Below are 26,864 nucleotides of genomic sequence, written 5' to 3'. Positions count from 1 at the left end.
GGTTCACACTGGGCCCCTGCTCCCCCAAAGAGGTCGCCGTGAACATCGGACAACTTGCACGCCACGCTGGCGTGCCCATCGACACCGTGCGCTACTACGAGCGCCAGCACCTGCTGCCCACTGCCCAGCGCAGTGCCGGCGGCTATCGGGTGTTCACCGACGCCGACCTGACCCGCCTGCGCTTCATCCGCCGGGCCAAGGCGCTCGGCTTCACCCTGGAGGAAATCGGCGAGCTGCTCGCCCTGAGCGACCAGCGCGGCCAGGACATGGCCCAGGTGCGCGAGGCAGCAGTGCTCAAGCTGCAGGACATCGAGCAGCGCGTGGCCGAACTGCAGCGCATGCATGCGGCACTCGAACAGCTGGTGGATGCCTGCCCCGGCCACGGCGAACTGGAACAGTGCCCGATCCTGGGCGCACTGACGGAGCCGCGCCAATGACCGCATCCAAAGGCAGCTGCTGTTCCGCGCACGGCGGTGGCGTCGGCGCCACGGCTGGCAACACGGTCAAGGATCCGGTCTGCGGCATGGACGTCAACCCGGCCACTACCCCGCACCATGCCCGCCATGCCGACCGCGACTACCACTTCTGCAGCGACGGCTGCCGGCGGAAGTTCATTGCCGCGCCGCGGCGGTATCTGGACCCGGCCCCGCACGCCGCCGACCCCGTTCCAGCCGGCACGCTGTACACCTGCCCGATGGATCCGGAGATCGTGCAGGAAGGCCCCGGTACCTGCCCCATCTGTGGCATGGCACTGGAGCCGATGATGCCCCGCCTGGACGAGGGCGAGAACCCGGAACTGACCGGCTTCCGCCGGCGTTTCTGGTGGAGCCTGCCACTGAGCATCGCCACGATGGCGCTGGCGATGCTGGCCATGACCCCGCTGCTGCATGGGGTGCCACCGGGCGTGCGGGTGTGGATCGAGCTGGTGCTCGCCACGCCGGTAGTGCTGTGGGCGGGCTGGCCGTTCGTGCAGCGCTGGGCGCAGTCCATCCGCAACCGCAGCCCGAACATGTGGACTCTGATCGGCACCGGTGTGCTGGCCGCGTATGGCTACAGCGTGGTGGCGACGGTCGCACCCGGGCTGTTCCCGCCGTCATTCCAGCAGCACGGCCACGTCGGCGTGTACTTCGAAGCGGCGGCGGTGATCATCTCGCTCACCCTGCTCGGCCAGTTGATGGAACTGCGTGCCCGTGCCCAGACCTCGGCGGCGATCAAGTCACTGCTGGGGCTGGCGCCGAAAACCGCGCGGGTACTGCGCGATGGCGGCCACGAGGAAGACGTCGCCATCGCGGCACTGCAGCCCGGCGACCGCGTGCGGGTGCGGCCCGGTGAAACGGTCCCGGTGGATGGCAGCGTGCTGGAGGGTCGCTCCACGGTGGACGAGTCCATGCTGACCGGCGAAGCGGTCCCGGTCGCCAAGGCCGTGGGCGACGCTGTCATCGGCGCCACCCTCAACGGGACCGGCAGCCTGCTGATCCGCGCCGAGCGACTGGGCGAAGACAGCATGCTGGCGCAGATCGTGCAGCTGGTGGCGCAGGCGCAGCGCTCACGTGCCCCGATGCAGCGGATGGCCGACAAGGTCGCCTACTGGTTCGTATTGGCGGTGCTTGGCGTGGCGGTGCTGACCTTCTTCGGCTGGGGCCTGTTCGGACCGGAACCCTCGTGGACCCATGCGGTGCTCAGCGCCGTGGCCGTGTTGATCATCGCCTGCCCCTGCGCGCTGGGCCTGGCCACGCCGATGACGATCATGGTCGCCACCGGACGCGCGGCGCAGCACGGTGTGCTGTTCCGCGACGCCGAGGCCATTGAGGCGCTGCGCGCGGTGGATACGCTGGTCGTGGACAAGACCGGCACGCTGACCGAAGGCCGGCCCGCGTTCCGCAGTGTGCAGGCGATGCCCGGATACGTGGCCGACGACGTGCTGCACTGGGCGGCCAGCCTGGACCAGGGCAGCGAACACCCGCTGGCGGCGGCGATCGTCGCCGAAGCGCGCCGTCAAGGCCGCCCTCTCGCGGCGGTGGAGGACTTCGATTCGCTCACCGGCCTGGGCGTACGCGGCACGATTGAAGGCAAGGCACTGCTGCTCGGCAACGCGGCATTGATGAGCGACCACGGCATCTCCCTGCAGCCCCTGCACGCCGATGCGGAACGGCTGCGCCAGGCGGCAGCCAGCGTGATGTTCCTGGCTGTCGACGGCGCGCTGGCGGGGCTGATCGCCGTGGCCGATCCGATCAAGGTCTCCACCGCCGAAGCCATCGCACAGCTGCGCCGCGATGGGTTGCGCATCGTGATGGCCACCGGCGATGGCAAGGCCACCGCTGAAGCAGTAGCGCGCGAGCTGGGCCTGGACGAGGTACACGGTGAAATGCGCCCTGCGGACAAGTCCGAACTGATCCGCACGCTGCAGGCGCAGGGCCGCACGGTGGCGATGGCCGGCGATGGCATCAACGATGCGCCTGCCTTGGCGAGCGCCAACGTCGGCATCGCGATGGGCAATGGCACGGACGTGGCGATGTCCAGCGCGCAGGTGACGCTGGTCAAGGGCGACCTGCGCGGAATACTGCGCGCACGCCAGCTGTCTTCCGCGAGCGTGCGCAACATGCGGCAGAACCTGGGCTTTGCGTTCCTCTACAACGGCCTGGGCATTCCGGTAGCAGCCGGTGTGCTGTATCCGCTGGGCATCACGATGTCGCCGATGCTGGCGGCAGTGGCGATGAGCCTGAGTTCGGTGTCGGTGATCAGCAACGCCCTGCGTCTTCGTCACCAACGATTGCCCACGTCATGACAGTTTTTTCTTGCCATTCGAAAACAGCATCGCTATGATCTCGCTCCTCACGACGTGGGGCCATAGCTCAGCTGGGAGAGCGCCTGCATGGCATGCAGGAGGTCGGCGGTTCGATCCCGCCTGGCTCCACCACTCCGATCATTAGGCCGATCGGAAGGTAGTGAACACAATTTGGAGTTTTTCGTGCGTCCCCATCGTCTAGAGGCCTAGGACATCACCCTTTCACGGTGGCGACCGGGGTTCGAATCCCCGTGGGGACGCCAGTTACAAAACAAAAAGCCCTGACTTCGGTCGGGGCTTTTTGTTTTTGTGCTTCATCAGGTCGAAAGCAGGGCAGCGTTTCAATTGCTGCGAGCCGGGAGGCGTGCGCGGAAGGTAGGGTCGATTCCCGAACGACCGCACGTACCGCACCAACATCCGGTAACGCGTGTGTGATCGACGCCGGCCTTTGATCTTCCATGGCCGCCGGCCCCACGCAGTGAACCGCGCAGACAAAGGCTCTGGCTCTTGCTGTAAGAAAAACGCACAAAAACACTTGGCGAATCGTCTTCACACGCGTAGAATTCCGCCTCCAGCATCGTGGGGCCATAGCTCAGCTGGGAGAGCGCCTGCATGGCATGCAGGAGGTCGGCGGTTCGATCCCGCCTGGCTCCACCACTCCGATCATTAGGCCGATCGGAAGGTAGTGAACACAATTTGGAGTTTTTCGTGCGTCCCCATCGTCTAGAGGCCTAGGACATCACCCTTTCACGGTGGCGACCGGGGTTCGAATCCCCGTGGGGACGCCACTCATCAACCGGTGTAAGGCTGGCCATTCAGGCAAATCAACGCTATGATGGTCGGCTTGCAGCAGCAACGTGGGGCCATAGCTCAGCTGGGAGAGCGCCTGCATGGCATGCAGGAGGTCGGCGGTTCGATCCCGCCTGGCTCCACCACTCCGATCATTAGGCCGATCGGAAGGTAGTGAACACAATTTGGAGTTTTTCGTGCGTCCCCATCGTCTAGAGGCCTAGGACATCACCCTTTCACGGTGGCGACCGGGGTTCGAATCCCCGTGGGGACGCCAATACAACGCAGAAGACCCCGGCAATGCCGGGGTTTTTTGTATTCCGCCGAAAAAGTGTTTCCATTTCCGGAAAACGCCGATATGATAGCGGGCTCGCAGCATCAACGTGGGGCCATAGCTCAGCTGGGAGAGCGCCTGCATGGCATGCAGGAGGTCGGCGGTTCGATCCCGCCTGGCTCCACCACTCCGATCATTAGGCCGATCGGAAGGTAGTGAACACAATTTGGAGTTTTTCGTGCGTCCCCATCGTCTAGAGGCCTAGGACATCACCCTTTCACGGTGGCGACCGGGGTTCGAATCCCCGTGGGGACGCCAATACAACGCAGAAAGCCCCGGCCATGCCGGGGCTTTTTGTTTGGTAGCGTATCAACCCCCGATTGATATCTCTCCCGGTCCAGGTCCATGTGCTATTCCGCCCAGATCCGCGCCGACTACACCAAGCTGGTTCGTGAGTTCGGCGCCACCCTGTCGCTGGACGAGTTCGCCCAACTCTATGCGCATGATGCCGGCAAGCAGCGCCCCAGGACGCCCAAGGCCATGGACGATGGCTTTGCCGGTGCGCGCACCGCGCAGGGCCAGGACATCGTGGCGAAGATCCAGCAATGGCACGCCGAAGAAATGCAGGCGCTGGACGAAGAAATACGCGTCCAGGCCGCGCGCCTGAAGCAGGCCGAAGAAAGCCTGGCGCAGCGCCCCACCCAAAAGGCCCGCAATGACATCCGCATTGCCGGCAACCGCATTGACCGCGCCCAGGCACGCCTGGCCGACCTGCACCGCACCGGTCTGCTGCCGCGCGACAGTCGCATCTTCCCCGGCCTATACGCCCCGGTGATCGTGTCCGAACACGGCCAACGCCTGATCAAGCCGATGCGCTACCAGTGCCGCCTTCCCGACAAGCCCGCGCGCAGTGACGCGCTCTATCCCGGCACCTACAACGCGCGACGCGACAGCCTCGAGGCTTACTGGAAGAACGCATTCGGCCACCATCACGGCGTGGTCGTGGTGCAGTCGTTCTACGAAAACGTCTCGCGCCATGCACTTGAACAGCGCCGCCTGGCCCCGGGCGAGAATCCACAGAACGTGGTGCTCGAGTTCCGCCCGCAGCCGCCCCGCGACCTGCTGATCGCCTGCCTGTGGTCGGAATGGGAGGGACCCGAAGGCCGGCTGCTCTCGTTCGCCGCCATCACCGACGACCCCCCGCATGACGTGGCCGCCGCCGGCCATGACCGCTGCATCGTGCCGATCCGGCGCGAAAACCTGGATGCCTGGCTGAACCCGGATCCGCAGGACCTGGCCGCCCTTTACCGCATCCTGGACGACCGCGAGCCGGTCGAGCTCGCTTACGCCGAAGCGGCGTGACCCTGCAGGGCAGCGGTCAGCGCCTGGTTCAATTCAGCGGTCAGATAGGGCTTGGTCAGCACCCTGCCCGCGCGGAACGCTTCGGGCAGCTGGAAATTCGCCATGCCAGTGGCAACGACGAAGGGAATGCCGAGCGCGGTCAGGGTAGCGGCGACCGGGTCGCTGGTCTCGTGATTGGCGAGCCGGTAATCGAGCAGCACGATCTGCGGGGCAGCCTCCTCGATCAGGCGCAACGCCTCGGCCACCGACGACGCCGGGCCAAGCATCACCGCGCCCGCGTGCATCAGCTGCATCTCCAGCAGCGACGCGCTCATCGCGTCGTTTTCCACCACCAATACCCGCAGACCCTGCAACGCGCTCATCACCGTTCCCTGTATGGTTCAGCGCAATGAGTATAGCGTCGCGGAAAAATGAAGGACCGGACCCGACTGAACGATTCAGACCTCCCCAATCGGATCCGGTTTGTATACACTACGCGGCCAGCCAGCCGAAGTGGCGGAATCGGTAGACGCAGCGGACTCAAAATCCGCCGCCCTTAAAAGCGTGTGGGTTCGAGTCCCACCTTCGGCACCATGGAACCCGAAAGGCCAGATCGCAGGATCTGGCCTTTTGCTTTGGGGCGCGTTTACACCAGGCGGAGAACCGGCGGCCCACCGGGACTGCCCGACTGCGCTGCCTGGCGCAGGACCTGCGCCACTGCGCCATCGACCCGGAACGCAGACACCGTCTGCAGCAGCTGGGTTGCCTGATCTTCCATGCTGCGCGCAGCGGCCGACGCCTCTTCCACCAGCGCCGCATTCTGCTGGGTGCTCTGGTCGATATGCTCCACCGCCTGGTTGATCTGCACGATGCTCTCGCTCTGCTGCTGCGTACCGGTGCTGATCCTTGCAATCAGCGCCTCCACCCGCTTCACGCTCTCCACGATTTCTTCCATGGTGCGTCCAGCGCTTTCGACCTGGGCCGTACCTGTGCCGACGCGGTCCACCGAGTCGTCGATGAGCTGTTTGATCTCCTTCGCGGCGCTGGCCGAACGCTGCGACAGCGAACGGATCTCGCCGGCCACCACCGCAAAGCCGCGCCCATGTTCGCCGGCACGCGCCGCTTCCACGGCCGCGTTCAGGGCCAGGATGTTGGTCTGGAAGGCAATGCCGTCGATCACGCTGATGATGTCGACGATGCGGCGCGAGGAGGCGTTGATGAGGGCCATGGTGGTGACCACCTCGCTGACCACCCTGCCCCCCTGCGCGGCCACGTCCACCGCGCCACCGGCCAGTTGGCTGGCCTGGCGCGCATTGTCGGCGCTCTGCCGCACCGCGCCGGTCAATCCCTGCAGCGACACCGCTGTTTCCTCCAGCGACGCGGCCTGCTGCTCGGTCCGCTGGGACAGGTCCGCGTTGCCCACGGCGATCTCGCTGGCACCCAGGGCCACCGCGTCGGCTGCCACGCGGATCTGGCCGATCATGCTGCCCATGGTGGCCACCATGGCATTGACGCCCTCACACAGCTCGGCGATGGCGCCGGTCGCGTTGCCGGCATCGATACGCCTGCTGAGGTCGCCGGTCTGTGCGGCGGCGACCACTTCACGGGTCTGCGCAACGGCATTGGCCAGTGCCTGTGCATCGCGAACCTGCGCGGTGACATCGGCTGCGTACTTGACCACCTTGAACGGCCGGCCGTTCATGTCGAAGATCGGGTTGTAGGAGGCCTGGATCCAGATCTCGCGCCCGCCCTTGCCCAGCCGTCGATACTGCCCCGCATCGAATTGGCCACGACCGAGCTTCTGCCAGAACTCGCGATACGCCTCGCTGCGGGCATATTCCGGCTCGGCAAACATGGAATGGTGTTGCCCGCGGATCTCGTCCAGCGTGTAACCCGTCGCCGCCAGGAAGTTCCCGTTCGCCGACAGGATGCGGCCATCCAGGCCGAACTCGATGACCGCCTGCGACGTATTGATCGCTGCCAGCTGGCCGGCGAAATCGGCCGCCTGCATCTGCTGGGCAGTGATGTCGGTCGCGAACTTGACCACCTTGAAGGGCTTGCCACTGCTGTCGAACACCGGGTTGTAGGAGGCCTGGATCCAGATCTCACGGCCGCCCTTGCCCACGCGCCGGTACTGACCGGCATCGAACTCGCCCTTGCCAAGGCGCGCCCAGAAGTCGCGGTAGGTCGTGCTGCGCACGTGCTCGGGGTCGACAAACATCGAGTGGTGGCGTCCGCGGATTTCCTCCAGCGTGTAGCCCACGGTCTGCAGGAAGTTGTCGTTGGCCTCGAGGATGATGCCCTCCAGGTCGAACTCGATTACCGCCTGTACGCGGTGCAGGGCGGCCACCTGGGCTTCCAGCTCGGCATTGCGCTGTGCAATGGCCACGTGGGCCTGACGCGTAGCGCGTGGCGAGAACGTCACTGCACCCAACAGGCGCAGCAGGGACGGTGTGGATGCGCCAGGTCGAGCGGACGCCGGCGGCTGAACAGCTGCGATGGACATCGTTGTTTCCTCGGTTCCAACAAGCTCAATGGGCTACGCCGGGCCCCATGCCCGATGTAGTGCGCAGAACGCTTGGGGACTCACGAAGACCGTCATGGGCATGACGTCCCTTCCGTGGGGCAGACCGTTACCGCCTGCACCCCTGTGAGCGGCACGCGCTGGCGAAACTTTAGGGCGGTGTCGCGTCAACGCCGCCGCACGGTACCCACCACGGCGGCAGCCGATTTTCCGGCCAGGGCCCGGGACAACTCCTGGGCCGGCAGCACATCGAACATCCGCGCATACTGCGCGGCCATCCGGCCCAGGTCCCACACCCCAAAGCGCGAGCAGATACCGGTGACGGTGTCACCCGGGGCCGCCGAGCGCAGCGCAGCGCGGATCGCATGCAGGCGCTCGACCAGATAGAACTGGTGCGGTGCCATGCCGAACAGGTCGTCGAATGCACGATTGAGCGAGCGCTGCGAGGCCCCCACCGCGGACGGAATGTCCGCGAACGCAGCCTCCCCCCGCAGGCTGCGCTGGATATGTTCGATCCCGCGCCGGACGATCTCTCGTCGCGACAGCGGCGGGCGTCCGCGCCTGGGCGAGGCCTGCCCGTGCCCCGCCAGCAGGTGGCACTGCAGGACCGCAGCGGCCAGCTGGCTGACGAAGGCCGCGCGCGCGCCCGGCCGTTGGAACGCGTCCGGATCGCCTTCGTGCACGTCGAATGCGCGCTGGACCAGGGCGCCGATCCGTTCCACCCTCGGCGCAGTGGCCGTGATGGTGCCGGTACGGTACAGCCAGGCGACCTGCAGGCGCTCAACCTGCGCCACCTGATCCAGCAGCACGTGTTCGGCGAAGTCGATGCCCAGGAAGCGCGCCGGGACCTGGCTGAAGCCGTGCACCTCCACCTGCGGCGCCAGCCAGGTAAAGCTGTCCTCGCCCACCCGTTGTCCATCCAACGCCGTCTGGCTGCCCGGCAGCGACAGATACACACCAAATCGCCCGGCGTGCGGCGCACCGCGATACAGCACCGGGGCACCATCCCTGCCGTGCAGGAGAATGACCCCATCAAGGTCCAGCATATTCAGCGACCACGCCCCGTCGCCGCGACCGGCAATGCGCATTTCGCCGTCGATTCCCTTGATGGAATTGGAATACGCCTCAAAATCCGGGTAAATCAGCGACGGCATAATCTGAAGATATTGAGAGAATCGACGCACTCTACTTCACATGAACAGGGGCGTGAACCGCAATTGGTCATGTAGGAATCTGACGAATTTGGCTAACTTTACGTAGCGCAAGGGAAAACCCGACAGTAAGAATTGACCCGCCGCGCGATGCGACGCCCGGACGGTGGGGACTGTCCGACACTTGATCGCACGGCGCCTGGGCGAACCTGACTGATAATGCGAAGCGCGTCGCGTTTTTTACCGCCTGAACGCGCCACCAGGTTCCTTCAAATGGCGCAGGTATATATCAGGAGATAATGCCTTCACAACGGCCGGGATGTGGCGGTCGACGCTTCGCGGCTGCGTTTGAGATAACCGGGTCGCGGCGGAACCGGCACGTGCTGACCGGTTCAGCCCGGCCCGCCCTCACTGCTGTCCAGGTCGATGTCGCCATCGCCTGTGTCCAGCGGATCCGGGCCCCCATGCACGGGCGCTTCCACCTGCACATTGTTCTTGCCCAGTGCCTTGGCCCGGTAGCACTGTGCGTCGGCCGCAGCCACAGCCGTATCCACGCTCATGTGGCCGCCGATCGCGGCGATGCCGATGCTGGTTCCGACCACAAGGCGCTCCGCGCCCCACGGCACGCTGAGCGTGCGCACTGCCTCCAGCAGGTCGCTGGCAATGCGCCGCGCACGCCGGAGGGAGCAACCGGCCAGGATCACCGCGAACTCGTCGCCACCCAGGCGAGCCACGATGTCCGAATCGCGCACGCCATGCCGGAGCACCGCCGCGACGGCCCACAGCATGGCATCTCCGGCGAGGTGGCCGTGGCTGTCGTTGATCGGCTTGAAGTCGTCCAGGTCGATGAACATCAGCGAGGCGGACTGCCCGGTCCGGGCCACCCGGGTAATGGCCTCCTGCAGGTGCGCTTCGAAACCGCGCCGGTTGCTCAGCTCGGTCAGCGGGTCCACCTCGGCCAGGTGACGGGCCTCGCGCTGGCGCGCACGCTGCTGGGTGACATCACGGATCACCCACACCGCACCGGTGACCTGTCCGTCCCCAGCCTGCAGCCAGGCCCGGGTGAGGTCAACCGGCAACAGCTGGGCGCCCACTGACAACAGCAGGTCCGAATGCAGGTCCACCGCATTGCTTTCCGCATCCAGCAGTACTGCCAGATCCAGCGGCGAGCGCGGCGCGTACTCGGTGGTCAGTTCCATCACGTCCTGGACCTGGCTGCCGGTGACCGGCGCGGCCCCCTCCCCTGCCAGCGCGCGCGTGGCCGCCGCATTGGCGTACTGGATGCGCCCTTGCAGATCCAGGGTGAGCACCATGTCGGCCACCGCGTCGAGGGTTACCCGGGTGCGATGCTCGGATTCACGCAGTTGCTGGCCACTGAGCCGCTGGGCGGTGACATCCTGGATCTGCGACACGAAATGCAACGGCTCACCATGCGGGGCCCGCACCAGCGAAACCGACAGCCGGCCCCAGACCACGTTGCCACCCTTGCCCAGATAGCGCTTGTCCATGTGGTAATGGTCCCGGCGGCCGGCCAGCAGGTCGCCGACCAGCGCCAGGTCGGTGTTGAGGTCATCAGGATGGGTCAGGGTCTGGAAATCGATCTCCAGCAGTTCGGCACGGCTGTAGCCCAGGATGCCGCACAGCGCGTCGTTGACGTCCAGCCAGCGCCCTTCCAGCGACACCAGCGCCATGCCCAGAGCGGCGGACGAAAAGGCACCTGCGAATTTCTCGGCGGCGACGTACGCCTGCTCGCGCATCTCCAGCAACGGCGTGATGTCCACTGCCATGCCCAAGTAGCCCAGACGCTGGCCGTTGCCGGAGTCGAGCGGACTGATCGACAGCCGGACCTGGCGGTGTTCGCCATCCTTGCGTACGAAGGTCCACTGGTGCGACCAGGTGCCGTGCGCGGCGCGCGTGATCAGCGCCTCGAAGATGGTGGGCACCCGGCCCTCGGCATCCGCCAGCGGGCGCAGGTATTCCTCCATCTCATGCACTTCGTGGAACAGCCCGGGATTGACCCGACCGATGACCTCATCGGGGTGGTAACCCAGCAGCTTCTGCGCCCCGCTGTTGAACAGGTTGACCACGCCGTCGGGATCGGTGGCGATCACCGCCACTTCGTCGGACGCATCCACCAGCGCCTGCAGGCGCTGGCGCATGTCCGCCGCATCTTCGAGAGCGTTCTGCAGGTCGCTGACGTCGGCATGCGCACCGGCCATCTTGAGCGGTTGGCCCTGCGCATCCCACTCGTAGACCCGTCCCCGGTCCTGCACCCAGATCCAGCGCCCTTCCTTGTGGCGCATCCGGCACAGGCTGTCGTAATGCGGTGAGCGGCCTTCGAGGTGCTCACGAAGCAGTGCATTGGAGCGCGCCAGATCGTCGGGATGCACCAGCCGGAAGAAGGTCTCGGGCGTGATCGGCGCCAGTTCCGCGCGGGTGTAACCGACGATCTGCGCCCAGCGCTCGTTGACCCACATCGTACCGGTCTGGCAGTTCCACTCCCAGGTGCCCATCGCCGTGCCGTCGATGATCATCTCCAGCCGGCGGCGCTGCTCCAATGCCTCCTGCAGTGCGTCGGCGGGGGTCGGCACGGAATTCATGCGCGCACCCCCAGGGCGCCACGGATGGCGCCATCGTACTGGCCTGGACCGCATTGCCCCGCCTGCTGATCTGTCATCTGGCCTCCCACCGCGTGCCTAGCGTACCGGCATTCAACGGGAAACGGGGTCAAGCCTTCCTCACGGCCCCGCAGGGGCCCGTCTCAGCCTCCGCGCTTGGCGCGCGCGAAGGCGTCAGCCAAGGCGTTGTTGGCCGGCGGTACGCTGCTGCCCGGGCGTGGGCCAGCGGCCGCGCCACGACCGCCCGGCCGGGCACTGCCGCCCTCGCGCCGGCCGCCGCCGGCCGCGCGTGGGGCGCGCTCGCCCGGGGGCCTCGCCGGGGTGGGGCTGTCGTCCAGCCGCCGGGTCAGCGCAATCCGCTTGCGTGCCACATCGACCTCCAGCACTTTCACCTTGACGATGTCGCCGGCTTTGACCACGTCACGCGGGTCCTTCACGTAGGTGTCGGACAACGCCGAAATATGGATCAGGCCATCCTGGTGCACGCCGATGTCCACGAACGCGCCGAAGGCGGCCACGTTGCTGACCACGCCTTCGAGCACCATGCCCGGCTTGAGGTCCTTGATCTCTTCCACACCGTCGGCAAAACGCGCGGCCTTGAACTCCGGGCGCGGGTCGCGACCGGGCTTTTCAAGTTCCTTGAGGATGTCGCGTACGGTCGGCAGGCCGAAGGTGGCGTCGGTGAACTGTTCGGCCTGCAACCCGCGCAGGAAGCTGCCATCACCGATCAGCGCCTTGATCGGGCGCGCGGTCGCGGCCACGATACGCTCCACCACCGGATAGGCTTCCGGGTGTACCGAGGAGGCATCCAGCGGCTGGTCGCCGTCGGCGATGCGCAGGAAGCCTGCACACTGTTCGAAGGTCTTGTCGCCCAGCCGCGGCACTTTGAGCAGGTCCTTGCGGCGCTTGAACGGACCGTTCTCGTCGCGGTGGCGCACGATGTTCTCGGCCACGGTGGAGGACAACCCCGACACCCGCGACAGCAGCGCTGCCGAGGCGGTGTTGACGTGCACGCCGACGGCGTTGACGCAGTCCTCCACGCGCGCGTCCAGTGCCCGCGCCAGCCGGTATTGGTCGACGTCGTGCTGGTACTGGCCCACGCCGATCGCCTTCGGTTCGATCTTCACCAGTTCGGCCAGCGGATCCTGCAGGCGCCGCGCAATCGAGACCGCACCCCGGATCGATACGTCCAGGTCCGGAAATTCCCTGGCCGCGAACTCAGACGCCGAATACACCGAGGCACCGGCTTCGCTGACCACGATCTTCTGCAGCTTCGCGTCGCCCAGCGCCTGGATCGCTTCGCCGGCAAGTTTGTCGGTTTCGCGGCTGGCGGTGCCGTTGCCGATCGCGATCAGCTCCACGTTGTGCTTCATGCACAGCTGCTTGATGGTCTGCAGCGACTGGTCCCACTGGCGACGGGGTTCGTGCGGGTAGATCGTATCGGTGGCCACCAGCTTGCCGGTGGCATCAACCACGGCGATCTTGCAGCCGGTGCGGATGCCGGGGTCCAGTCCGAGCACCGTCCTGGGCCCTGCCGGCGCGGCCAGCAGCAGGTCCTTCAGGTTGTCGCCGAACACCGCGATGGCCTCGGCCTCGGCCTTCTCGCGGGCCTGGTTGAACAGGTCCAGCAGCAGGTGCATGTGCAGCTTCGCGCGCCAGGTCAGGCGACAGGCGTCGAGCAGCCAGCGGTCAGCCGGACGGCCCGCGTCGCGGATCCCGGCCCTGAACGCCACGCGGCCTTCGGCATACACGTGGCCGGCTTCCGCATCGCTGCCGGGGTCCAGTTCCAGGAACAGAATCTCCTCGCGGCGGGCGCGGAACAGCGCCAGCAGGCGGTGCGAGGGAATCCTGGCCAGCCCCTCGGCGTGCTCGAAATAATCGCGGTACTTGGCACCCTGCTCTTCCTTGCCTTCGGCCACGCGTGCACGGATCACGCCGTGCTCGCCCAGCCAGGCGCGCAGCTCACCGACCAGCGCGGCGTCTTCACCCCAGCGCTCCATCAGGATCGCGCGCGCGCCTTCCAGCGCCGCCTTGGTGTCGGCCACGCCCTTGTCGGCGTCGACGAAGCCGGCCGCGAACACCTGCGGATCCAGCGTTGGGTCTTCCAGCAGGCCGTCGGCCAGCGGTTCCAGCCCGGCCTCGCGTGCGATCTGGGCGCGGGTGCGGCGCTTGGGCTTGTACGGCAGATACAGGTCTTCCAGCCGCGATTTGGTGTCTGCGGCCAGGATGTCATGGCGCAGTTCGTCGCTGAGCTTGCCCTGTTCGTCGATGCTGGCCAGCACCGCTGCGCGGCGCTCTTCCAGCTCGCGGAGGTAGGTCAGCCGGCTTTCCAGGTTGCGCAGCTGGGTGTCGTCAAGGCCCCCGGTGACCTCCTTGCGGTAGCGGGCAATGAACGGAACGCTGGCGCCTTCGTCGAGCAGGGCGATGGCGGCGTGCGCCTGGGCAGGCTGGGCACCGATTTCGTCGGCGATGGTCTGGGCGATCTGCTGGGCGAGCTTGAGGTCTGGCATTGCGTCCGGCCGAAGCCACTATGCGGAAAACACCGATTGTGGCAACGCGCGGCGGCGGGGGAAACCCGTTGACATTGTCCTACCCCGCAGGTACCGACCGCGGGGCGGCAGGCGTCATCGGTAATGCTGCGCCGCACGCGCCTTCACCGCTTCGTCCTGCAGCGATTCCAGCGCCATGACCCGGATCCTGCCCAGCCCCTGCAGTTCCATGAAGCGCTCGGTGTAGATCTCCGGGCCAATGTCGGTATCGGCGCGTGATTTGCTGAAACCGTAGGGCACCAGGCCCTTGTCGCCATCCTTGCTACCACCGACATAAAGAACGATTGCCATGTGATGTGTTCCTCCAGAAACGTCGTGCATGTCCTTCGACGCACAGCTTAGCGCGCTCAACCCGAGTGGTTTGTCAGAAGGCTAATGACGTTTCTTTGCATGCAGATGACCTCGCGTTGCGGGCGCGTTGTCTAGCGTCTTTTCAACGGCCACCAGCCGTGGCCGTTCAGCGCGTACAGGTCCGCCGCCCGCTCGAACGGGTTGCGGGCGCTCACCCCGCCGCACAACAGGTACACCGGCAGGTAGAACGGCCCCAACACCAGGTACTGGTAGACATGTGCGCGCTCGTGGTCGTGCAGGCCGATGACCGGTTCGGTGCAGTGCCCGGCCTGGTGCGCATAGGTCCGGCAGGGGATGTCGAGGCTGGCGCCGGTGTGCAGAATTACATTGCCCAGGGTGATCGCGCCACCCGGTCCCCAAGGGTACTCACGGAACACCAGGGCGACGTCACGTCGGCTCCAGTACGGGCGTGCGCCGGCCAGCATCCCGGCCAGTCCGCCCAGCACGCCGATCAGGGTGTTGGGCGAGGTCCAGACCGCGCCCAGTCCCTGCAGCGCGCGCAGCGCCAATGGCGGCAGGCTCAATCGGCCTCGTTGGGGATCAGCAGCCACAGCACCAGATACACCAGGATGCCCGGGAACGCGGCCGACGCCAGCGACACGAGCACGAACAGGACCCGCAGCAGAGTCGGGCTCCAGCCGAAACGGTGGGCAATGCCGCCCATCACCCCGGCAATCATGCGGTCGTTGAGCGAGCGCGACAGCGTGCGGGGGGCGGTGGTATTCATGGCGGGATCCTCCAGCAGTAGTGCGGGGAACAGTAGCGCAGCGGGTGTGTAGCCGGTGCGTTGATGGAAAAATCCCGCGTCCCTGGTTCAGCGCGGCTTCCGCAGCGCCTGCAGGCGCGCACCGAACCATGCCGCCGCCGTCTGCTCGGGCTGACCCGGGCACGCGATCCGGTACGGCCTGCCGCTCATGCTGCTCTGGCTGGCGGCCCGCTCGATGAACTGCTCGGCGGTATCGACCTTGTCCTTCTTCAGCAGGTAATCGTACTTGCGCTGCAGGTGCGCCCGCGCTTCGGTGGCATCGTGCCAGCTGCCGTTGCGCTGGAAGCGACAGGACGAACCGTCCAGCGCGCCGATCAGGGCGGCGATCTCGCGGCGGGCCGCTTCGCTGGGCGCTGCCGTGACGCTGCCGGCGGTGGCACCCAGCGCGACCGCCAGGACCGCGCTCCACTGGATCTCCATCAGCTGCGCTCCGCCAGCCAGGCCGATATCGTACCTGGCACTTCGCGCTGCGCGCGGCCGGAGACGTAGATGCCGATATGGCCGCCGCGGAAGCTGCTTTCGGTGTAGTCGCTGCTGCCGATCCGCCCGCCCATCGCGCGCGACGCATCCGGCGGCACCAGGTGATCCTGCTCGGCGTAGATGTTCAGCACCGGCAGGGTGACCTGGCGCAGGTCGACGTGCTCTTCGCCGATCGTCACCCCGTCATGCATGAGGCCATTGCCCTGGTAGAACTGTTTGATGAAGTCACGGAAGGCCTCACCGGCCAGGTCCGGCGAATCGAAGATCCACTTCTCCATGCGCAGGAAATCCTGCAGCGCGGCCTTGTCGTCGAGAATATCCAGCAACCCCACGTATTTCTGGATGTTGAGCCGGAATGGCTTGAGCATCAGGTAGCTGGCGTTCATCAGGTCGGCCGGGATGTTGCCCAGCGTATCCACCAGCAGGTCCACGTCCACCTGCCGCGCCCAGTGCGAGAGCATGTTGTCCGGGGTCTGGAAATCCACCGGGGTCACCATGGTGATCAGGTTGGCCAGCTTGGGCTGGCGCAACGCGGCGTAGCACAGTGCGAACACCCCGCCCTGGCAGACCCCGAGCATGTTGACTGGTGCGCCGTCATTGGCGGCCACCAGCTGGTCGACGGCGCCATCGACATAACGCAGCAGATAGTCTTCGAGCGTCTGGTAGCGCTCCGAGCGGTCCGGGTAGCCCCAGTCCAGCACGTAAACGTCGTGCCCCAGCGCCAGCAGGCGCTGGACCAGCGAGCGGTCGGCCTGCAGATCCACCATGTACGGGCGGTTGACCAGCGCGTACACGATCAGCAGCGGAGTGCGCTGTACCGGCGCCTGCCCACCGACGAAGCGGTACAGCGTGACCTTGCCGTCGCGCCAGACTTCCTCGCGCGCGGTGGCGCCGTAGTCCACGTCCTCCACCGACGGCAACAGCTTCAGGCCGTCCATCAGCTTGCGCTGCATGGACAGCGTTTCCTGCAGCAGGTCTTCGGCGTTGAAACCGAGTGGTCCCTTCATGGTGCCGCCTTGCGCGCACGCGGCTTGGGCGCGGCCTTCTTCGCAGCCTTCCTTGCCGGCTTTTCCGCAGCGGGCGACGGCGACGGCCTGGTTGCCGCAGCCATGCGCCGTACCAGCCGTTCCAGTTCGGTGATGCGCCGGTGCGCGGCATCCATCTCGGTGCGGGTCGGCAGGCCGAACGCCTCGCTGATCCGCTCCACTTCCTGCTGGGCCGCGCCGCGCAGGCGCATCTGCGCGTTGCCGAGCGCGGCGTAAACCTGCTGGAACGGCTCGGACATCGCGACCTTGGCGTAGGCCTCTTCGGCCGCCTCGATCCACAGGTCGAACATCGCGCGCGCGCTGGTCAGCTGGTTGCCTGGCTGCTCATGCTCGGCGAGGCGCTGCTCGAAGAGGGTGAACGCCTCGTCCAGCGCCCGCTTGATCTGGTCCACGTAGTCACGGGCGTGACCCTGGTACTCCTGCTGGGCGCGCAGCAGCGCCTGCCAGCGTGCCTGATGTTCGCGGCCGGGGCCGAACGCGGGGCTCTGCAGCCACGGCTCGAAGTCCTGCTGCAGCCGCTCCAGCAGCGCCAGCAGGTCGGGACCGCCGGCCTGCGTGTGCCCACGTGCACCTTGCAGCATCCACTTGAGCAGGCCGTCGCCCTGCCCCTCCACGGCTTCACGCCACGCCTGGGCGATATCGGCACTGCTGCTGTCCCGGCCGGCAAAACGCGCGGCGACCTGCTGCATGGTGCCGTACCAGCCGCCGGCCTGTTCGCGGAAGCGGTGCACGGCGTCTTCGGACTGGCGGTTGCCCGGGTTGGACATCAGCTGCGCCCAGCCTTCGATGGTCTGCTGCCAGGTGCCCGGCGCGGCGCCGGCCGTGTCGGCCCCGGGCGGCCCCGCGGCGTGTCGCAGCGCATCGCCCCAGGCGCTGAAGTACTGCCGGGCCAGCGCCTCGAAGTCGCCTGCGTCGTGGCCGCCGCCCGCGGTACTCATGGCTTGGGAATGCGCAGGGTCTTGCTGATCATCAACGACCCCGACAAGGCAAACAGCAGCACCAGCGGGTGCAGCTGCCACGGCCCCAGCTGCCAGCGCCCCAGCCACAGGTCCTGGCCGATGGCGCCCATGCTGGCGGCGACGGCCAGCACCACCACCAGCGCCAGGCTGGTGGGGATGGGGGTGCCCTCGAAGTACGGCACCTTGTCGCCTTCGCCCGCCAGCGCTTCGGCGGTCACGTTGTAGCGGGCCAGCCGGCTCACGCCGCAGCACACGAAATAACTCAGCACCAGCCAGTCCCAGCCGCCCTGCATGCCGCAGGCATAGGCCAGCGCGGCCGGGGCCACGCCGAAGGAAATCACGTCCGACAGCGAGTCCAGCTCGCGGCCCAGCGTGGAACTGGACTTGCGCCAGCGCGCGATCCGCCCGTCCAGCGCATCGAAGATGAAGGCCAGCGGGATCAGCGCCATGCCGAACAGCAGGTAGCTGCGTTCGCCATCCTGCAGGAAGCGCATGGCCGCAAACACCGCACCGGTACCGCAGAACGCGTTGGCCAGGGTGAACCAGTCGGCCAGCTGGAACTCGCGCAGCATCGTGAAGTGACGTTTCATGGAAGCTCGGTGGGCGGCAATGCCGAAAGAGTACCGCGACCGGGCCGAACCGGGACAGCCTTCACGTACGCCGACCTTCGCGCCGGGCTCACGCGACGCTGACGGGCGGCGAATTTTTCGCCACCCATCTTGACAGCCATGGGGGCCGGTCGGTGCCGCGCGTTATCCACAAACTTACGCACCGGTCATCCACACCCCCTGTGGATAAGCCCAGCCTATCGTTAAAGCCGGGTGTACGACCAGGACTGCATCGTGCCGTCGCGGTAGGGCATCACCCCATGGAACGGGCGCGGGTCGTCGTCGAACACCAGCGGCAGGAACTGACGATCGCCCTCCCACAGCGGCAGGGTCTCCAGCTTGTCCACGTCCACCCATTCCAGGGTGCCTTCGGGATTGGAGGTCAACGGCGTGCCGGTGAAGTCGTCGATGACGAACACGAAACCGAACCAGTCTTCGCCGTGCTTGCCGAACCCGGGCCAGCTGATGGTGCCGCGCATGCGCATGGTGCCGCACTCGATCCCGGCTTCCTCCAGGATTTCCCGGCGCATGCCGGCGGCCACGTCCTCGTCGCGCTCGACCTTGCCGCCCAGTCCGTTGTACTTGCCCAGGTGCTGGTCACCCGGCCGTGCGTTGCGGTGGATCATCAGGGCCTGGCGACCATCGGGCGACAGCACGTAGCCCAGCGTGGCCACGATCGGGGTATAGGGCATGGAGGCAACAGCTCACAGGACACGATCGCCGATTATGCGCGATCCGTGCCGGGCCGGTCGCTCAGCCGGCGATCTGGGCGCGGCGGGTGTCGGCCGGGGCCGGCAGCGCATCGGGGTCACGCTGCAGCGTAGCCACCCCATGCCCACGCTCGGCCAGGTATTCCAGCCACTTGCCGAGGAAGGTGTTCATGCGCATGCGGTGGCTGATCAGCTCGGCCGGCGGTGGGTACATGCCCACCACATCCTGCCAGCGGCGGCCCACGTAGCAATGGGTGGTCTCGGCCTGGCGCGCATCGCGGTACAGCCGCACGTAGGCCGACGGGTCGGGCTGGCCGGTCACCGGGTCGGCGAAGTCGTAGGTCAGGCGCAGTTCGACCGTGTAGGGATGGCATTCGATGACGTCAAGCCGCACATCCAGCCCATCCCCCACCGAGGACACGTAGCTGCCCGGTTCCAGCCCGGCCGGTTCGAACAGCCGCACCAGGTGGCGGTAATTCTCGGCGTACAGGCCCATGAGCCAGCTCAGGCGGCTGAGCCGGGGAATGCGTTCGATGCGGGGCGATGCCTGGGCCATGTATCCGATCCTACACGTTGAAGAATCCAACGTGGGGACGGCAGCGACCGTCCAAAAGGGGCGCCCCGCGCCGGGTAGCTCACGACCGTTGGTCGTGAGCCCTAATAAAGCTCCCGCTGCAACCCCAACGTGGTCAACACCTTGCTCGAGATTTCCTCGATCGAGGTATGGGTGGTGCTCAGGGTGGGAATGCGCTCCATCCGGAACATGGTCTCGGCCGCGGCGACCTCGCGCCGGCAGGTCTCCAGGTTCGCGTAGCGCGAGTTCGGGCGGCGTTCCTGACGGATCTGCTGCAGACGGTCCGGGTCGATGGTCAGCCCGAACAGCTTCTTGCGGTAAGGCCGCAGCCGGGCCGGCAGGCGGTCCTGCTCCAGGTCCTCATCGGTCAGCGGGTAGTTGGCCGCCCGCACCCCGTAATGCAGGGCAAGGTAGATGCAGGTCGGGGTCTTGCCAGCCCGCGATACCGCCACCAGGATCACGTCGGCATCGTCATAGTTGATCGCGATGCCGTCGTCGTGGGTCAGCGCGAAGTTCATCGCGTTGATGCGGCGATGGTAGGTCTCGAAATCCACCATGCCGTGCGCCTGGCCCACCCGGGAATGGCGGTTCACGGCCAGCTCACGCTCCAGCGGCTCGATGAAGGGGGCGAAGACGTCCAGCATCAGCCCGCCGCTTTCGGCGAGGATCATGCTGAGCCCGCTGTCCACGCAGGAGCTCACCACGATCGGCCGGACCTGGTAGCGCTCCCCCGCCGCCCGGATCCTTTCACACGCTTCGCGGGCCTTTTCCGGATCGTCGATGAACGACATCCGGTCGGTGATGAAGCTGAACCCGGAGAACTGGGTCAGCAGGCTATGCCCAATGGTTTCAGCGGTGATACCGGTTCCATCGGATACATAAAACACCGGACGGATGGTCGACATGCGCCTTTTACCCCCTCTGAAGCTTAAAAAGGCCGACGATACAAGCTTGTGCCGACGGCGGTATGCCCGGCATCATATCGGCTTCTTCCTACGGACGTGGCCATCCAAGCCCGCCTCGGGCGATGGCCAAACGGAGCATCGCGCTTGAACGAGAATATCCTGTGGTTGCACGAACTGCGCCTGGCCGACCTGGCCCGCGTAGGCGGCAAGAATTCGTCGCTGGGCGAAATGATCGGCAACCTTGCCGGTCTGGGGGTTTCTGTCCCCGGCGGTTACGCAACCACCGCTGAAGCCTTCAAGGACTTCATCGCGCACAAAGATCTGTCCAAGCGCATTTTCGACAGGCTGGCCACGCTGGACGTGGAAGATGTCGCCGCGCTCACGGCTGCCGGCAAGGAAATCCGCGGCTGGGTGATCGACGCGCCGCTGCAGCCGCAGCTGGACCAGGACATCCGCAGCGCCTACCAGCAGCTCTGCGACGAAAACGGCGGCGGCGACGTGGCCGTGGCGGTGCGTTCGTCGGCCACCGCCGAAGACCTGCCCGATGCTTCTTTCGCCGGCCAGCAGGAAACCTTCCTCAACGTCACCGGTGCCGACGATGTCGTGCACAAGGTCAAGGAAGTGTTCGCCTCGCTGTATAACGACCGTGCCATCGCCTACCGCGTGCACCACGGTTTCAAGCACGAAGACGTGTTCCTGTCCTCGGGCGTGCAGCTGATGGTGCGCTCGGGCGTGGGTTCGTCCGGCGTGCTGTTCACCCTGGACACCGAATCGGGCTTCCGTGACGTGGTGTTCGTGACCTCCAGCTTCGGCCTGGGCGAAATGGTCGTACAGGGTGCGGTCAACCCCGACGAGTTCTACGTCTACAAGCCCACGCTGAACGCCGGCAAGCCGGCCATCCTGCGCCGATCACTGGGCAGCAAGGCGATCCGCATGGTGTATTCGGATGTCCCGGGCGAGCGCGTCCGCATCGAAGACACCCCTGTCGAGATCCGCAACACCTTCTCGATCAGCGATGAGGACGTGCAGGAATTGTCGAAGCAGGCGCTGATCATCGAAAAGCATTACGGCCGCCCGATGGATATCGAGTGGGCCAAGGACGGCGTGAGCGGCAAGCTGTTCATCGTGCAGGCGCGCCCGGAAACGGTGAAGTCGCGCGGCCATGCCACCCAGATCGAGCGTTTCGCACTGAACCAGAAGGACGGCAAGGTGCTGGCCGAGGGTCGCGCGGTGGGCGCCAAGATCGGCGCGGGCGTGGCGCGTGTGGTCAAGTCGCTGGAAGACATGGCGCGCGTCCAGCCGGGCGACGTGCTGATTGCCGACATGACCGACCCCGATTGGGAGCCGGTGATGAAGCGCGCCTCGGCGATCGTCACCAACCGTGGCGGTCGTACCTGCCACGCCGCGATCATCGCGCGTGAGTTGGGCGTGCCGGCCGTGGTCGGCTCGGGCAACGCCACCCAGGTGCTGCAGGATGGCCAGGAAGTGACGGTCAGCTGCGCCGAGGGCGATACCGGCTTCATCTATGAAGGCAAGCTGGACTTCGAGCGCACCACCACGGACCTGGGCAACATGCCGCCGGCGCCGTTGAAGATCATGATGAACGTGGCCAACCCGGAACGTGCCTTCGACTTCGGCCAGCTGCCGAACGCCGGCATCGGCCTGGCCCGCCTGGAGATGATCATTGCCAGCCACATTGGCATCCATCCCAACGCGCTGCTGGAATACGACCGCCAGGATGCGGCCACGAAGAAGAAGATCGACGAGAAGATCGCCGGTTACGCCGATCCGGTCAGCTTCTATGTGAACCGCCTGGCTGAAGGCATCGCCACGTTGACCGCGTCTGTGGCACCGAATCCGGTGATCGTGCGCCTGTCGGACTTCAAGTCCAACGAATATGCCAACCTGATCGGCGGCAGCAGCTACGAGCCACACGAAGAGAACCCGATGATCGGCTTCCGCGGCGCCAGCCGTTATGTCGATCCGAGCTTCTCGGCTGCCTTTGCGCTCGAATGCAAGGCCGTGCTGCGCGTGCGCAACGAGATGGGCCTGGACAACCTGTGGGTGATGATTCCGTTCGTGCGCACGCTGGAAGAAGGCCGCAAGGTCGTCGAGGTGCTGGAACAGAACGGCCTGAAGCAGGGCGAGAACGGGCTGAAGATCATCATGATGTGCGAGGTGCCGTCCAACGCGCTGCTCGCCGATGAGTTCCTGGAGATCTTCGACGGCTTCTCGATCGGTTCCAACGATCTGACCCAGCTGACGCTGGGCCTGGACCGCGATTCGTCGATCGTGGCGCACCTGTTCGACGAGCGGAATCCTGCGGTCAAGAAGCTGCTGTCGATGGCGATCAAGGCCGCACGCGCCAAGGGCAAGTACGTGGGCATCTGCGGTCAGGGCCCGTCCGATCATCCGGACCTGGCCGAGTGGCTGATGCAGGAAGGCATCGAGTCGGTGTCGCTGAACCCGGACACCGTGGTCGATACCTGGCTGCGGTTGGCCAAGCTCAAGGCCAAGGGCTGATAACGAAAAACCCCGCTTCGGCGGGGTTTTTCGTGGATCAGGCCTCCACCCCTTCCGCGATCGGATAGTCGGTAAAACCGGCCTCAGCCCCACCAAAGTACGTGGCCTTGTCAGGAGCGTTCAACGCCAGGCCCTGCTGCAGGCGAGCCGGCAGGTCGGGGTTGGCGATGAACGGTCGGCCGAAACCGATCAGGTCGGCCCAGCCCTTGGCCAGTGCTTCCTCGGCGCGTTCAACCGTGTACTTGCCCGCATAGATCAGGGTGCCGCGATAGATCATCCGCAGCGCTTCCTTGAACGCCACCGGCATCATCGGGGCGTCTTCCCAGTCCGCTTCGGCGATGTGCAGATAGGCCACGCCGATGCTGTCGAGGATGTGCGCGGCGGCCAGGTAAGTGGCCTGCGGGGTGTCGTCGACGGCGCCCTGAAGGGTGGTCAGCGGGGCAAGGCGCACGCCGACACGGTCGGCGCCCACTTCGGCGGCGACCGCTTCGGCGACTTCGCGCAGGAAACGCAGGCGGTTCTGCAGCGAACCGCCGTAGCCGTCGGTACGCTGGTCGGCCCGGGAATCGATGAACTGGTTGATCAGGTAACCGTTGGCCCCGTGCAGTTCAACGCCGTCGAAGCCGGCGTCGATGGCGCGGCGGGCGGCCAGCGCGTAGTCGCGCACGATCTGCGGGATCTCGGTTATCTCGAGCGCACGCGGCATGGAGTGCTGGACCATCTCGCCTACCCCGCCCTGCGGACCGGTGCCGGCGACGTCGACGAAGACCTTGACGCCGTCGGCCTGCAGGGCCGAGGACGAGACCGGCGCTGCGCCGTTGGGCTGCAGGTCCACGTGCGAGATGCGGCCCACGTGCCAGAGCTGGGCGAAGATGCGGCCACCGGCGGCGTGCACGGCGTCGGTGACGCCGCGCCAGCCGGCAACCTGGGCGTCGTCGTGGATGCCGGGGGTCCAGGCGTAGCCCTGCCCCTGCGGGCTGATCTGGGTGCCTTCGCTGACGATCAGGCCGGCCGAGGCGCGCTGGGCGTAGTACTGGGCCATCAGCGGAGTGGCGACGTTGCCGGTGGCGGCGCGTGAGCGGGTCATCGGCGGCATGACGATGCGGTTGGGCAGGGTCAGCGGACCGAGGCGGTAGGGGGTGAAGAGCATGGGGGTTCCTTGCTGGAGACTGTGGCAAGGATGGGGATCACAGGCTGTTGGGAACAGGCCTTTGGCGGCAATAGTGTTGTGCCGTGAATGCAATGATCGGGGCCCGACATCGTAGCGACATGCCATGCGTGTCCCACGCCAACCGGCCGGTGCAGGCGCATCGGCTGCGAACGGACCGCCCGGGACGCGCGCGGCGTGTCGCTACGGAATCTCGCCTGCCAGTTGGTTGTAGGCGGCACGCACTGTTTCGTAGCCGTACTGGCGTTCGAGGCGGCGCACGATGAAGTGGCCGCGGGCCATGTCCTGGTAGTAGTCGGTGAACATCGTGTTCAGGGTGGCGCCAGCCACCGCGCCGATGATCGGCACCGCTTGGGCGGCGAACTTCTCGGTGACCACCACGCCGAAGCGCGCGGCCACCTTCTCGACGATCTTGGCCAGCCACTTGCCGGCTTCCTTCGGGGTCAAGCCGATCATCACCCCACCACCGCCGACCGCCGCGCCAGCCAGTTCGGCCGACAGGTGGCGCATCACTTCGGCGGTGAAGCCGCGGGTGATGTAGTAGCCGGTCTCACTGGCGTCGTCCTGGCCGGAGTTGCCGCCCAGCGCGAACACTTCCAGGCAGGCGTGGCGGGTGCCCATCTCGCTCAGGTCGAAGCCTTCGCTGCGCGCCACGTCGGCGACCGAGCGCATCATGATCGTGGTCGACACCGGCAGTTCGAGGAACAGCGCGGTGAAGCCGAACGCACCGCCCAGGGCACCGGTGGTGGCGGCCGCCACCTTGTGCCAGCGCGTGGACGCGGCCTTGCCCGGGGTGTTGTCCATGCTCCACAGCGCGGCCTGCGCCGACTTGAACAGCGCCGCCTCGACCGCCCCGTGGATGCGCCGCGACACCGACTGCGGCAGCTTTTTCACCGCGAACTCCAGCGGCGAACCGATCAGGTTGGCCATCTTGGCGGTGAGCGTGGGCGATTCCAGCAGGCCGACCGCCCGCTGCAGGTCGGCCCAGTCCTGCGAGGTAGGCAGGATCTGCGCTTCCAGCGGCGGCGGCACGATACGGACGATATGGCTCATGCCCGGATCATACCGCCCGCAGATTGAATGAAGCACCACGGTAGCCCCGGCCAAAGGCCGGCGCCATCGTCAGGCTGCCGGAAGCCCTGAGAGAGCGCCCATGTACTGCCTGTAGTGGCGCAGTTCGGCGATCGAATCATGCACATCGCTCAGCGCGGTATGGCTGGAGGTCTTGCCCACGCCGGCGGCGACGCTGGGCGCCCAGCGCCGGGCCAGCTCCTTCACCGTGGACACATCCAGGTTGCGGTAGTGGAAATACTTCTCCAACCGCGGCATTTCACGGTGCAGGAAACGACGATCCTGGCAGATCGAGTTGCCACACATCGGCGATGCGCCGGCCTTGATCCACTGCGCCAGGAAATTCACCGTCTGCGCCTCGGCCTGAGCCAAGGTCACCTGGCTGTCGACCACGCGCTGCCAGAGCCCGGAACGGCGGTGCTGGTTGCGGTTCCATTCGTCCATCGCTTCCAGACGCTCCACCGGGTGGTGGATGGCGAACTCCGGGCCTTCGGCCAGCACGTTCAACTGCGCATCGGTGACGACGGTAGCGATCTCGATGATCGAATCGTTGTCGGTATCCAGACCCGTCATCTCCAGGTCGATCCAGATCAGTCGTTCGCCTTCAGCACCGTTGTCCGCCATGTCCTTCCCTTGTGCAGAGTGTAATGCGACATGATACCGCCTCTGCGGCGCGGCCCTGCCGTGAATTCATTCCAGCAGCAGCGGCGGTTTGCCGCGCTTGGCCCGGAAATAATTGGTCAGCCGGGTGCTGGCCTGTTTCGCCAGCACCCCGCCGTGCAGCTCCACGCGGTGGTTGTGGCGCGCGTCACCCAGCAGGTCGAATACGCTGCCGCAGGCACCGGTCTTGGGATCGGTGGCCGCGTACACCAGCCGCGCCACCCGCGCATGCACCACCGCCATCGCGCACATCGCGCACGGCTCCAGCGTCACGTACAGGGTGCTGCCAAGCAGCCGGTGGTTGGCCAGCACCCTGCCCGCCTGCCGCATCGCCACGATCTCGGCATGGGCACTGGGGTCGTGGTCGGCGATGTTGAGGTTCCAGCCCTCACCCAGCACCGTGCCGTCGCTGCCGACAAGTACGGCCCCCACAGGAATCTCGTTGAACTCGCGCTCGGCGCGTTCGGCCAGGCGCAGCGCGTGCTGCATCCAGTACTCGTCCTGGTCGTGCACCGGCACGCCCAGCGGCGGCGGCGGTGGCAGGCGCTCAACCACCGCCGTCGGCCTTGCGGAGGAACGCGTCGAAGGCGGCCAAGGTGGCCTCGCTGACGTGGTGCTCGATGCCTTCGGCGTCGCGCCGGGCCGAATCGGGATCCACGCCCAGGGCGAGCAGGAAGCGCTCCACGGTCTGGTGTCGGGCCCGCATTTCCACGGCAAGCTGTTCGCCGGCCGGGGTCAGGAACACCCCCCGGTAGGGGCGCTGGACCGCCCATCCTTCCTTCACCAGGCGCTTGAGCGCCTTGGCCACGGTCGGCTGTGCAACGCCCAGCCGGGTGGCGATATCGACCTGCCGCGCCTCGCGGCCGTCGGCGATCAGGTCGGCAATCAGCTCCACGTAATCTTCCACCAGCTCCGAGCGCCTCGCCTCGCGCACCTGCACGAACCCCTCCACATGCACCTGGGCATCGATCAGTGGGGTGGGCGTCCTGGCTCGGGTGGGCGACATGCGCCC

Annotated in this window: 24 protein-coding genes and 9 tRNA genes; 13 read left to right on the top strand and 20 right to left on the bottom strand. The window is 66.4% G+C overall.

Annotated elements, in window-relative coordinates:
- The first annotated feature begins 38 nt into the window (after nucleotides 1-38).
- The 11 genes from ACTJI4_RS11405 (at nucleotide 39) to ACTJI4_RS11355 (ending at nucleotide 5,210) form a co-directional block, all read left to right on the top strand.
- Complete coding sequence (locus ACTJI4_RS11405) at nucleotides 39-437, top strand: heavy metal-responsive transcriptional regulator (RefSeq protein WP_392921913.1); 399 nt, start codon at nucleotides 39-41, stop codon at nucleotides 435-437.
- Nucleotides 434-2,785 carry a heavy metal translocating P-type ATPase gene (locus ACTJI4_RS11400; RefSeq protein ID WP_440869406.1) on the top strand — a complete coding sequence of 784 codons (2,352 nt, stop codon included), beginning with the start codon at nucleotides 434-436 and terminating at the stop codon, nucleotides 2,783-2,785. The genes ACTJI4_RS11405 and ACTJI4_RS11400 overlap by 4 nt, the downstream gene beginning before the upstream one ends.
- 56 nt (nucleotides 2,786-2,841) lie before the next feature.
- Nucleotides 2,842-2,917, top strand: a tRNA-Ala gene (locus ACTJI4_RS11395).
- A gap of 55 nt (nucleotides 2,918-2,972) precedes the next feature.
- Nucleotides 2,973-3,048 (top strand) — tRNA-Glu (locus tag ACTJI4_RS11390).
- A gap of 318 nt (nucleotides 3,049-3,366) precedes the next feature.
- A tRNA-Ala gene (locus ACTJI4_RS11385) sits at nucleotides 3,367-3,442 on the top strand.
- 55 nt (nucleotides 3,443-3,497) lie between these two features.
- Nucleotides 3,498-3,573 (top strand) — tRNA-Glu (locus tag ACTJI4_RS11380).
- 71 nt (nucleotides 3,574-3,644) lie between these two features.
- Nucleotides 3,645-3,720 (top strand) — tRNA-Ala (locus ACTJI4_RS11375).
- Nucleotides 3,721-3,775: 55 nt separating this feature from the next.
- Nucleotides 3,776-3,851, top strand: a tRNA-Glu gene (locus tag ACTJI4_RS11370).
- A 108-nt stretch (nucleotides 3,852-3,959) separates the two neighbouring features.
- Nucleotides 3,960-4,035: transfer RNA gene (locus ACTJI4_RS11365), tRNA-Ala, on the top strand.
- A 55-nt stretch (nucleotides 4,036-4,090) separates the two neighbouring features.
- Nucleotides 4,091-4,166 (top strand) — tRNA-Glu (locus tag ACTJI4_RS11360).
- A gap of 87 nt (nucleotides 4,167-4,253) precedes the next feature.
- A complete protein-coding gene (locus ACTJI4_RS11355) occupies nucleotides 4,254-5,210 on the top strand; it encodes an SOS response-associated peptidase family protein (RefSeq protein WP_440869405.1) in 957 nt (318 codons plus the stop codon).
- On the opposite strand, the gene ACTJI4_RS11350 is transcribed toward ACTJI4_RS11355, so the two are convergent.
- Entirely contained in the window at nucleotides 5,192-5,572 is a 381-nt protein-coding gene (locus ACTJI4_RS11350) for a response regulator (RefSeq protein WP_392921904.1), read from the bottom strand. The genes ACTJI4_RS11355 and ACTJI4_RS11350 overlap by 19 nt on opposite strands.
- A 124-nt stretch (nucleotides 5,573-5,696) precedes the next feature.
- Here ACTJI4_RS11350 and ACTJI4_RS11345 point away from each other — a divergent pair.
- A tRNA-Leu gene (locus tag ACTJI4_RS11345) sits at nucleotides 5,697-5,783 on the top strand.
- 52 nt (nucleotides 5,784-5,835) lie between these two features.
- On the opposite strand, the gene ACTJI4_RS11340 is transcribed toward ACTJI4_RS11345, so the two are convergent.
- From ACTJI4_RS11340 to ppsR, 14 genes are all read right to left on the bottom strand, one after another.
- Nucleotides 5,836-7,695, bottom strand: coding sequence for a methyl-accepting chemotaxis protein (locus tag ACTJI4_RS11340; RefSeq protein ID WP_440869404.1), 1,860 nt, complete (start codon nucleotides 7,693-7,695; stop codon nucleotides 5,836-5,838).
- Nucleotides 7,696-7,880: 185 nt separating this feature from the next.
- Entirely contained in the window at nucleotides 7,881-8,867 is a 987-nt protein-coding gene (locus tag ACTJI4_RS11335; RefSeq protein WP_440869403.1) for a helix-turn-helix domain-containing protein, read from the bottom strand.
- A 389-nt stretch (nucleotides 8,868-9,256) separates the two neighbouring features.
- Nucleotides 9,257-11,464 carry a PAS domain S-box protein gene (locus ACTJI4_RS11330; RefSeq protein WP_440869402.1) on the bottom strand — a complete coding sequence of 736 codons (2,208 nt, stop codon included), beginning with the start codon at nucleotides 11,462-11,464 and terminating at the stop codon, nucleotides 9,257-9,259.
- Between the two features lie 161 nt (nucleotides 11,465-11,625).
- Nucleotides 11,626-13,992 (bottom strand): Tex family protein, encoded by a 2,367-nt coding sequence (locus tag ACTJI4_RS11325; protein ID WP_440869401.1) that lies wholly within the window; start codon nucleotides 13,990-13,992, stop codon nucleotides 11,626-11,628.
- A gap of 114 nt (nucleotides 13,993-14,106) precedes the next feature.
- Nucleotides 14,107-14,322 carry a hypothetical protein gene (locus ACTJI4_RS11320; protein ID WP_392921862.1) on the bottom strand — a complete coding sequence of 72 codons (216 nt, stop codon included), beginning with the start codon at nucleotides 14,320-14,322 and terminating at the stop codon, nucleotides 14,107-14,109.
- Between the two features lie 131 nt (nucleotides 14,323-14,453).
- Nucleotides 14,454-14,906 (bottom strand): hypothetical protein, encoded by a 453-nt coding sequence (locus ACTJI4_RS11315; RefSeq protein WP_392921859.1) that lies wholly within the window; start codon nucleotides 14,904-14,906, stop codon nucleotides 14,454-14,456.
- A complete protein-coding gene (locus tag ACTJI4_RS11310) occupies nucleotides 14,903-15,109 on the bottom strand; it encodes a PspC domain-containing protein (protein ID WP_068852656.1) in 207 nt (68 codons plus the stop codon). Before ACTJI4_RS11310 ends, ACTJI4_RS11315 begins: the two co-directional genes overlap by 4 nt.
- A gap of 87 nt (nucleotides 15,110-15,196) precedes the next feature.
- Nucleotides 15,197-15,568 carry a YfeK family protein gene (locus tag ACTJI4_RS11305; protein WP_440869400.1) on the bottom strand — a complete coding sequence of 124 codons (372 nt, stop codon included), beginning with the start codon at nucleotides 15,566-15,568 and terminating at the stop codon, nucleotides 15,197-15,199.
- Nucleotides 15,568-16,635: a class III poly(R)-hydroxyalkanoic acid synthase subunit PhaC gene (gene phaC, locus ACTJI4_RS11300; RefSeq protein ID WP_440869399.1), complete on the bottom strand. Its 1,068-nt coding sequence runs from the start codon at nucleotides 16,633-16,635 to the stop codon at nucleotides 15,568-15,570. Before phaC ends, ACTJI4_RS11305 begins: the two co-directional genes overlap by 1 nt.
- Nucleotides 16,632-17,612, bottom strand: coding sequence for a class III poly(R)-hydroxyalkanoic acid synthase subunit PhaE (phaE, locus tag ACTJI4_RS11295; RefSeq protein WP_440869398.1), 981 nt, complete (start codon nucleotides 17,610-17,612; stop codon nucleotides 16,632-16,634). Before phaE ends, phaC begins: the two co-directional genes overlap by 4 nt.
- A complete protein-coding gene (locus ACTJI4_RS11290) occupies nucleotides 17,609-18,223 on the bottom strand; it encodes a CDP-alcohol phosphatidyltransferase family protein (protein ID WP_392921849.1) in 615 nt (204 codons plus the stop codon). Before ACTJI4_RS11290 ends, phaE begins: the two co-directional genes overlap by 4 nt.
- 221 nt (nucleotides 18,224-18,444) lie before the next feature.
- Complete coding sequence (locus tag ACTJI4_RS11285; RefSeq protein WP_392921846.1) at nucleotides 18,445-18,933, bottom strand: NUDIX hydrolase; 489 nt, start codon at nucleotides 18,931-18,933, stop codon at nucleotides 18,445-18,447.
- Between the two features lie 61 nt (nucleotides 18,934-18,994).
- On the bottom strand, nucleotides 18,995-19,507 hold the full coding sequence (locus tag ACTJI4_RS11280) for a DUF1249 domain-containing protein (RefSeq protein WP_392921844.1): 513 nt from the start codon (nucleotides 19,505-19,507) through the stop codon (nucleotides 18,995-18,997).
- A 101-nt stretch (nucleotides 19,508-19,608) separates the two neighbouring features.
- A complete protein-coding gene (ppsR, locus tag ACTJI4_RS11275) occupies nucleotides 19,609-20,430 on the bottom strand; it encodes a posphoenolpyruvate synthetase regulatory kinase/phosphorylase PpsR (protein WP_068852678.1) in 822 nt (273 codons plus the stop codon).
- Between the two features lie 144 nt (nucleotides 20,431-20,574).
- Here ppsR and ppsA point away from each other — a divergent pair, with 144 nt between their 5' ends.
- Nucleotides 20,575-22,953: a phosphoenolpyruvate synthase gene (gene ppsA, locus ACTJI4_RS11270; protein ID WP_440869397.1), complete on the top strand. Its 2,379-nt coding sequence runs from the start codon at nucleotides 20,575-20,577 to the stop codon at nucleotides 22,951-22,953.
- Nucleotides 22,954-22,990: 37 nt separating this feature from the next.
- Here the strand turns inward: ppsA and ACTJI4_RS11265 are convergent, their stop codons facing one another.
- The 5 genes from ACTJI4_RS11265 to mntR all read right to left on the bottom strand — a co-directional run bounded on the left by ACTJI4_RS11265 (nucleotide 22,991) and on the right by mntR (nucleotide 26,858).
- Nucleotides 22,991-24,103: an alkene reductase gene (locus tag ACTJI4_RS11265; protein WP_440869396.1), complete on the bottom strand. Its 1,113-nt coding sequence runs from the start codon at nucleotides 24,101-24,103 to the stop codon at nucleotides 22,991-22,993.
- Between the two features lie 201 nt (nucleotides 24,104-24,304).
- Nucleotides 24,305-25,174 (bottom strand): EcsC family protein, encoded by an 870-nt coding sequence (locus ACTJI4_RS11260; protein ID WP_392921836.1) that lies wholly within the window; start codon nucleotides 25,172-25,174, stop codon nucleotides 24,305-24,307.
- A gap of 69 nt (nucleotides 25,175-25,243) precedes the next feature.
- Nucleotides 25,244-25,816 carry an oligoribonuclease gene (gene orn / locus ACTJI4_RS11255; protein ID WP_440869395.1) on the bottom strand — a complete coding sequence of 191 codons (573 nt, stop codon included), beginning with the start codon at nucleotides 25,814-25,816 and terminating at the stop codon, nucleotides 25,244-25,246.
- A 66-nt stretch (nucleotides 25,817-25,882) separates the two neighbouring features.
- Complete coding sequence (tadA, locus tag ACTJI4_RS11250) at nucleotides 25,883-26,407, bottom strand: tRNA adenosine(34) deaminase TadA (protein ID WP_440869394.1); 525 nt, start codon at nucleotides 26,405-26,407, stop codon at nucleotides 25,883-25,885.
- Entirely contained in the window at nucleotides 26,400-26,858 is a 459-nt protein-coding gene (mntR, locus tag ACTJI4_RS11245; protein ID WP_440869393.1) for a manganese-binding transcriptional regulator MntR, read from the bottom strand. The genes tadA and mntR overlap by 8 nt, the downstream gene beginning before the upstream one ends.
- Between the last annotated feature and the right edge of the window lie 6 nt (nucleotides 26,859-26,864).

It is taken from the genome of Stenotrophomonas sp. 22385, from assembly GCF_052045085.1.
Taxonomy (GTDB): Bacteria; Pseudomonadota; Gammaproteobacteria; order Xanthomonadales; family Xanthomonadaceae; genus Stenotrophomonas.
Note: the sequence above shows the minus strand (reverse complement) of the source record. Positions and strands in the feature narration are given on the sequence as shown.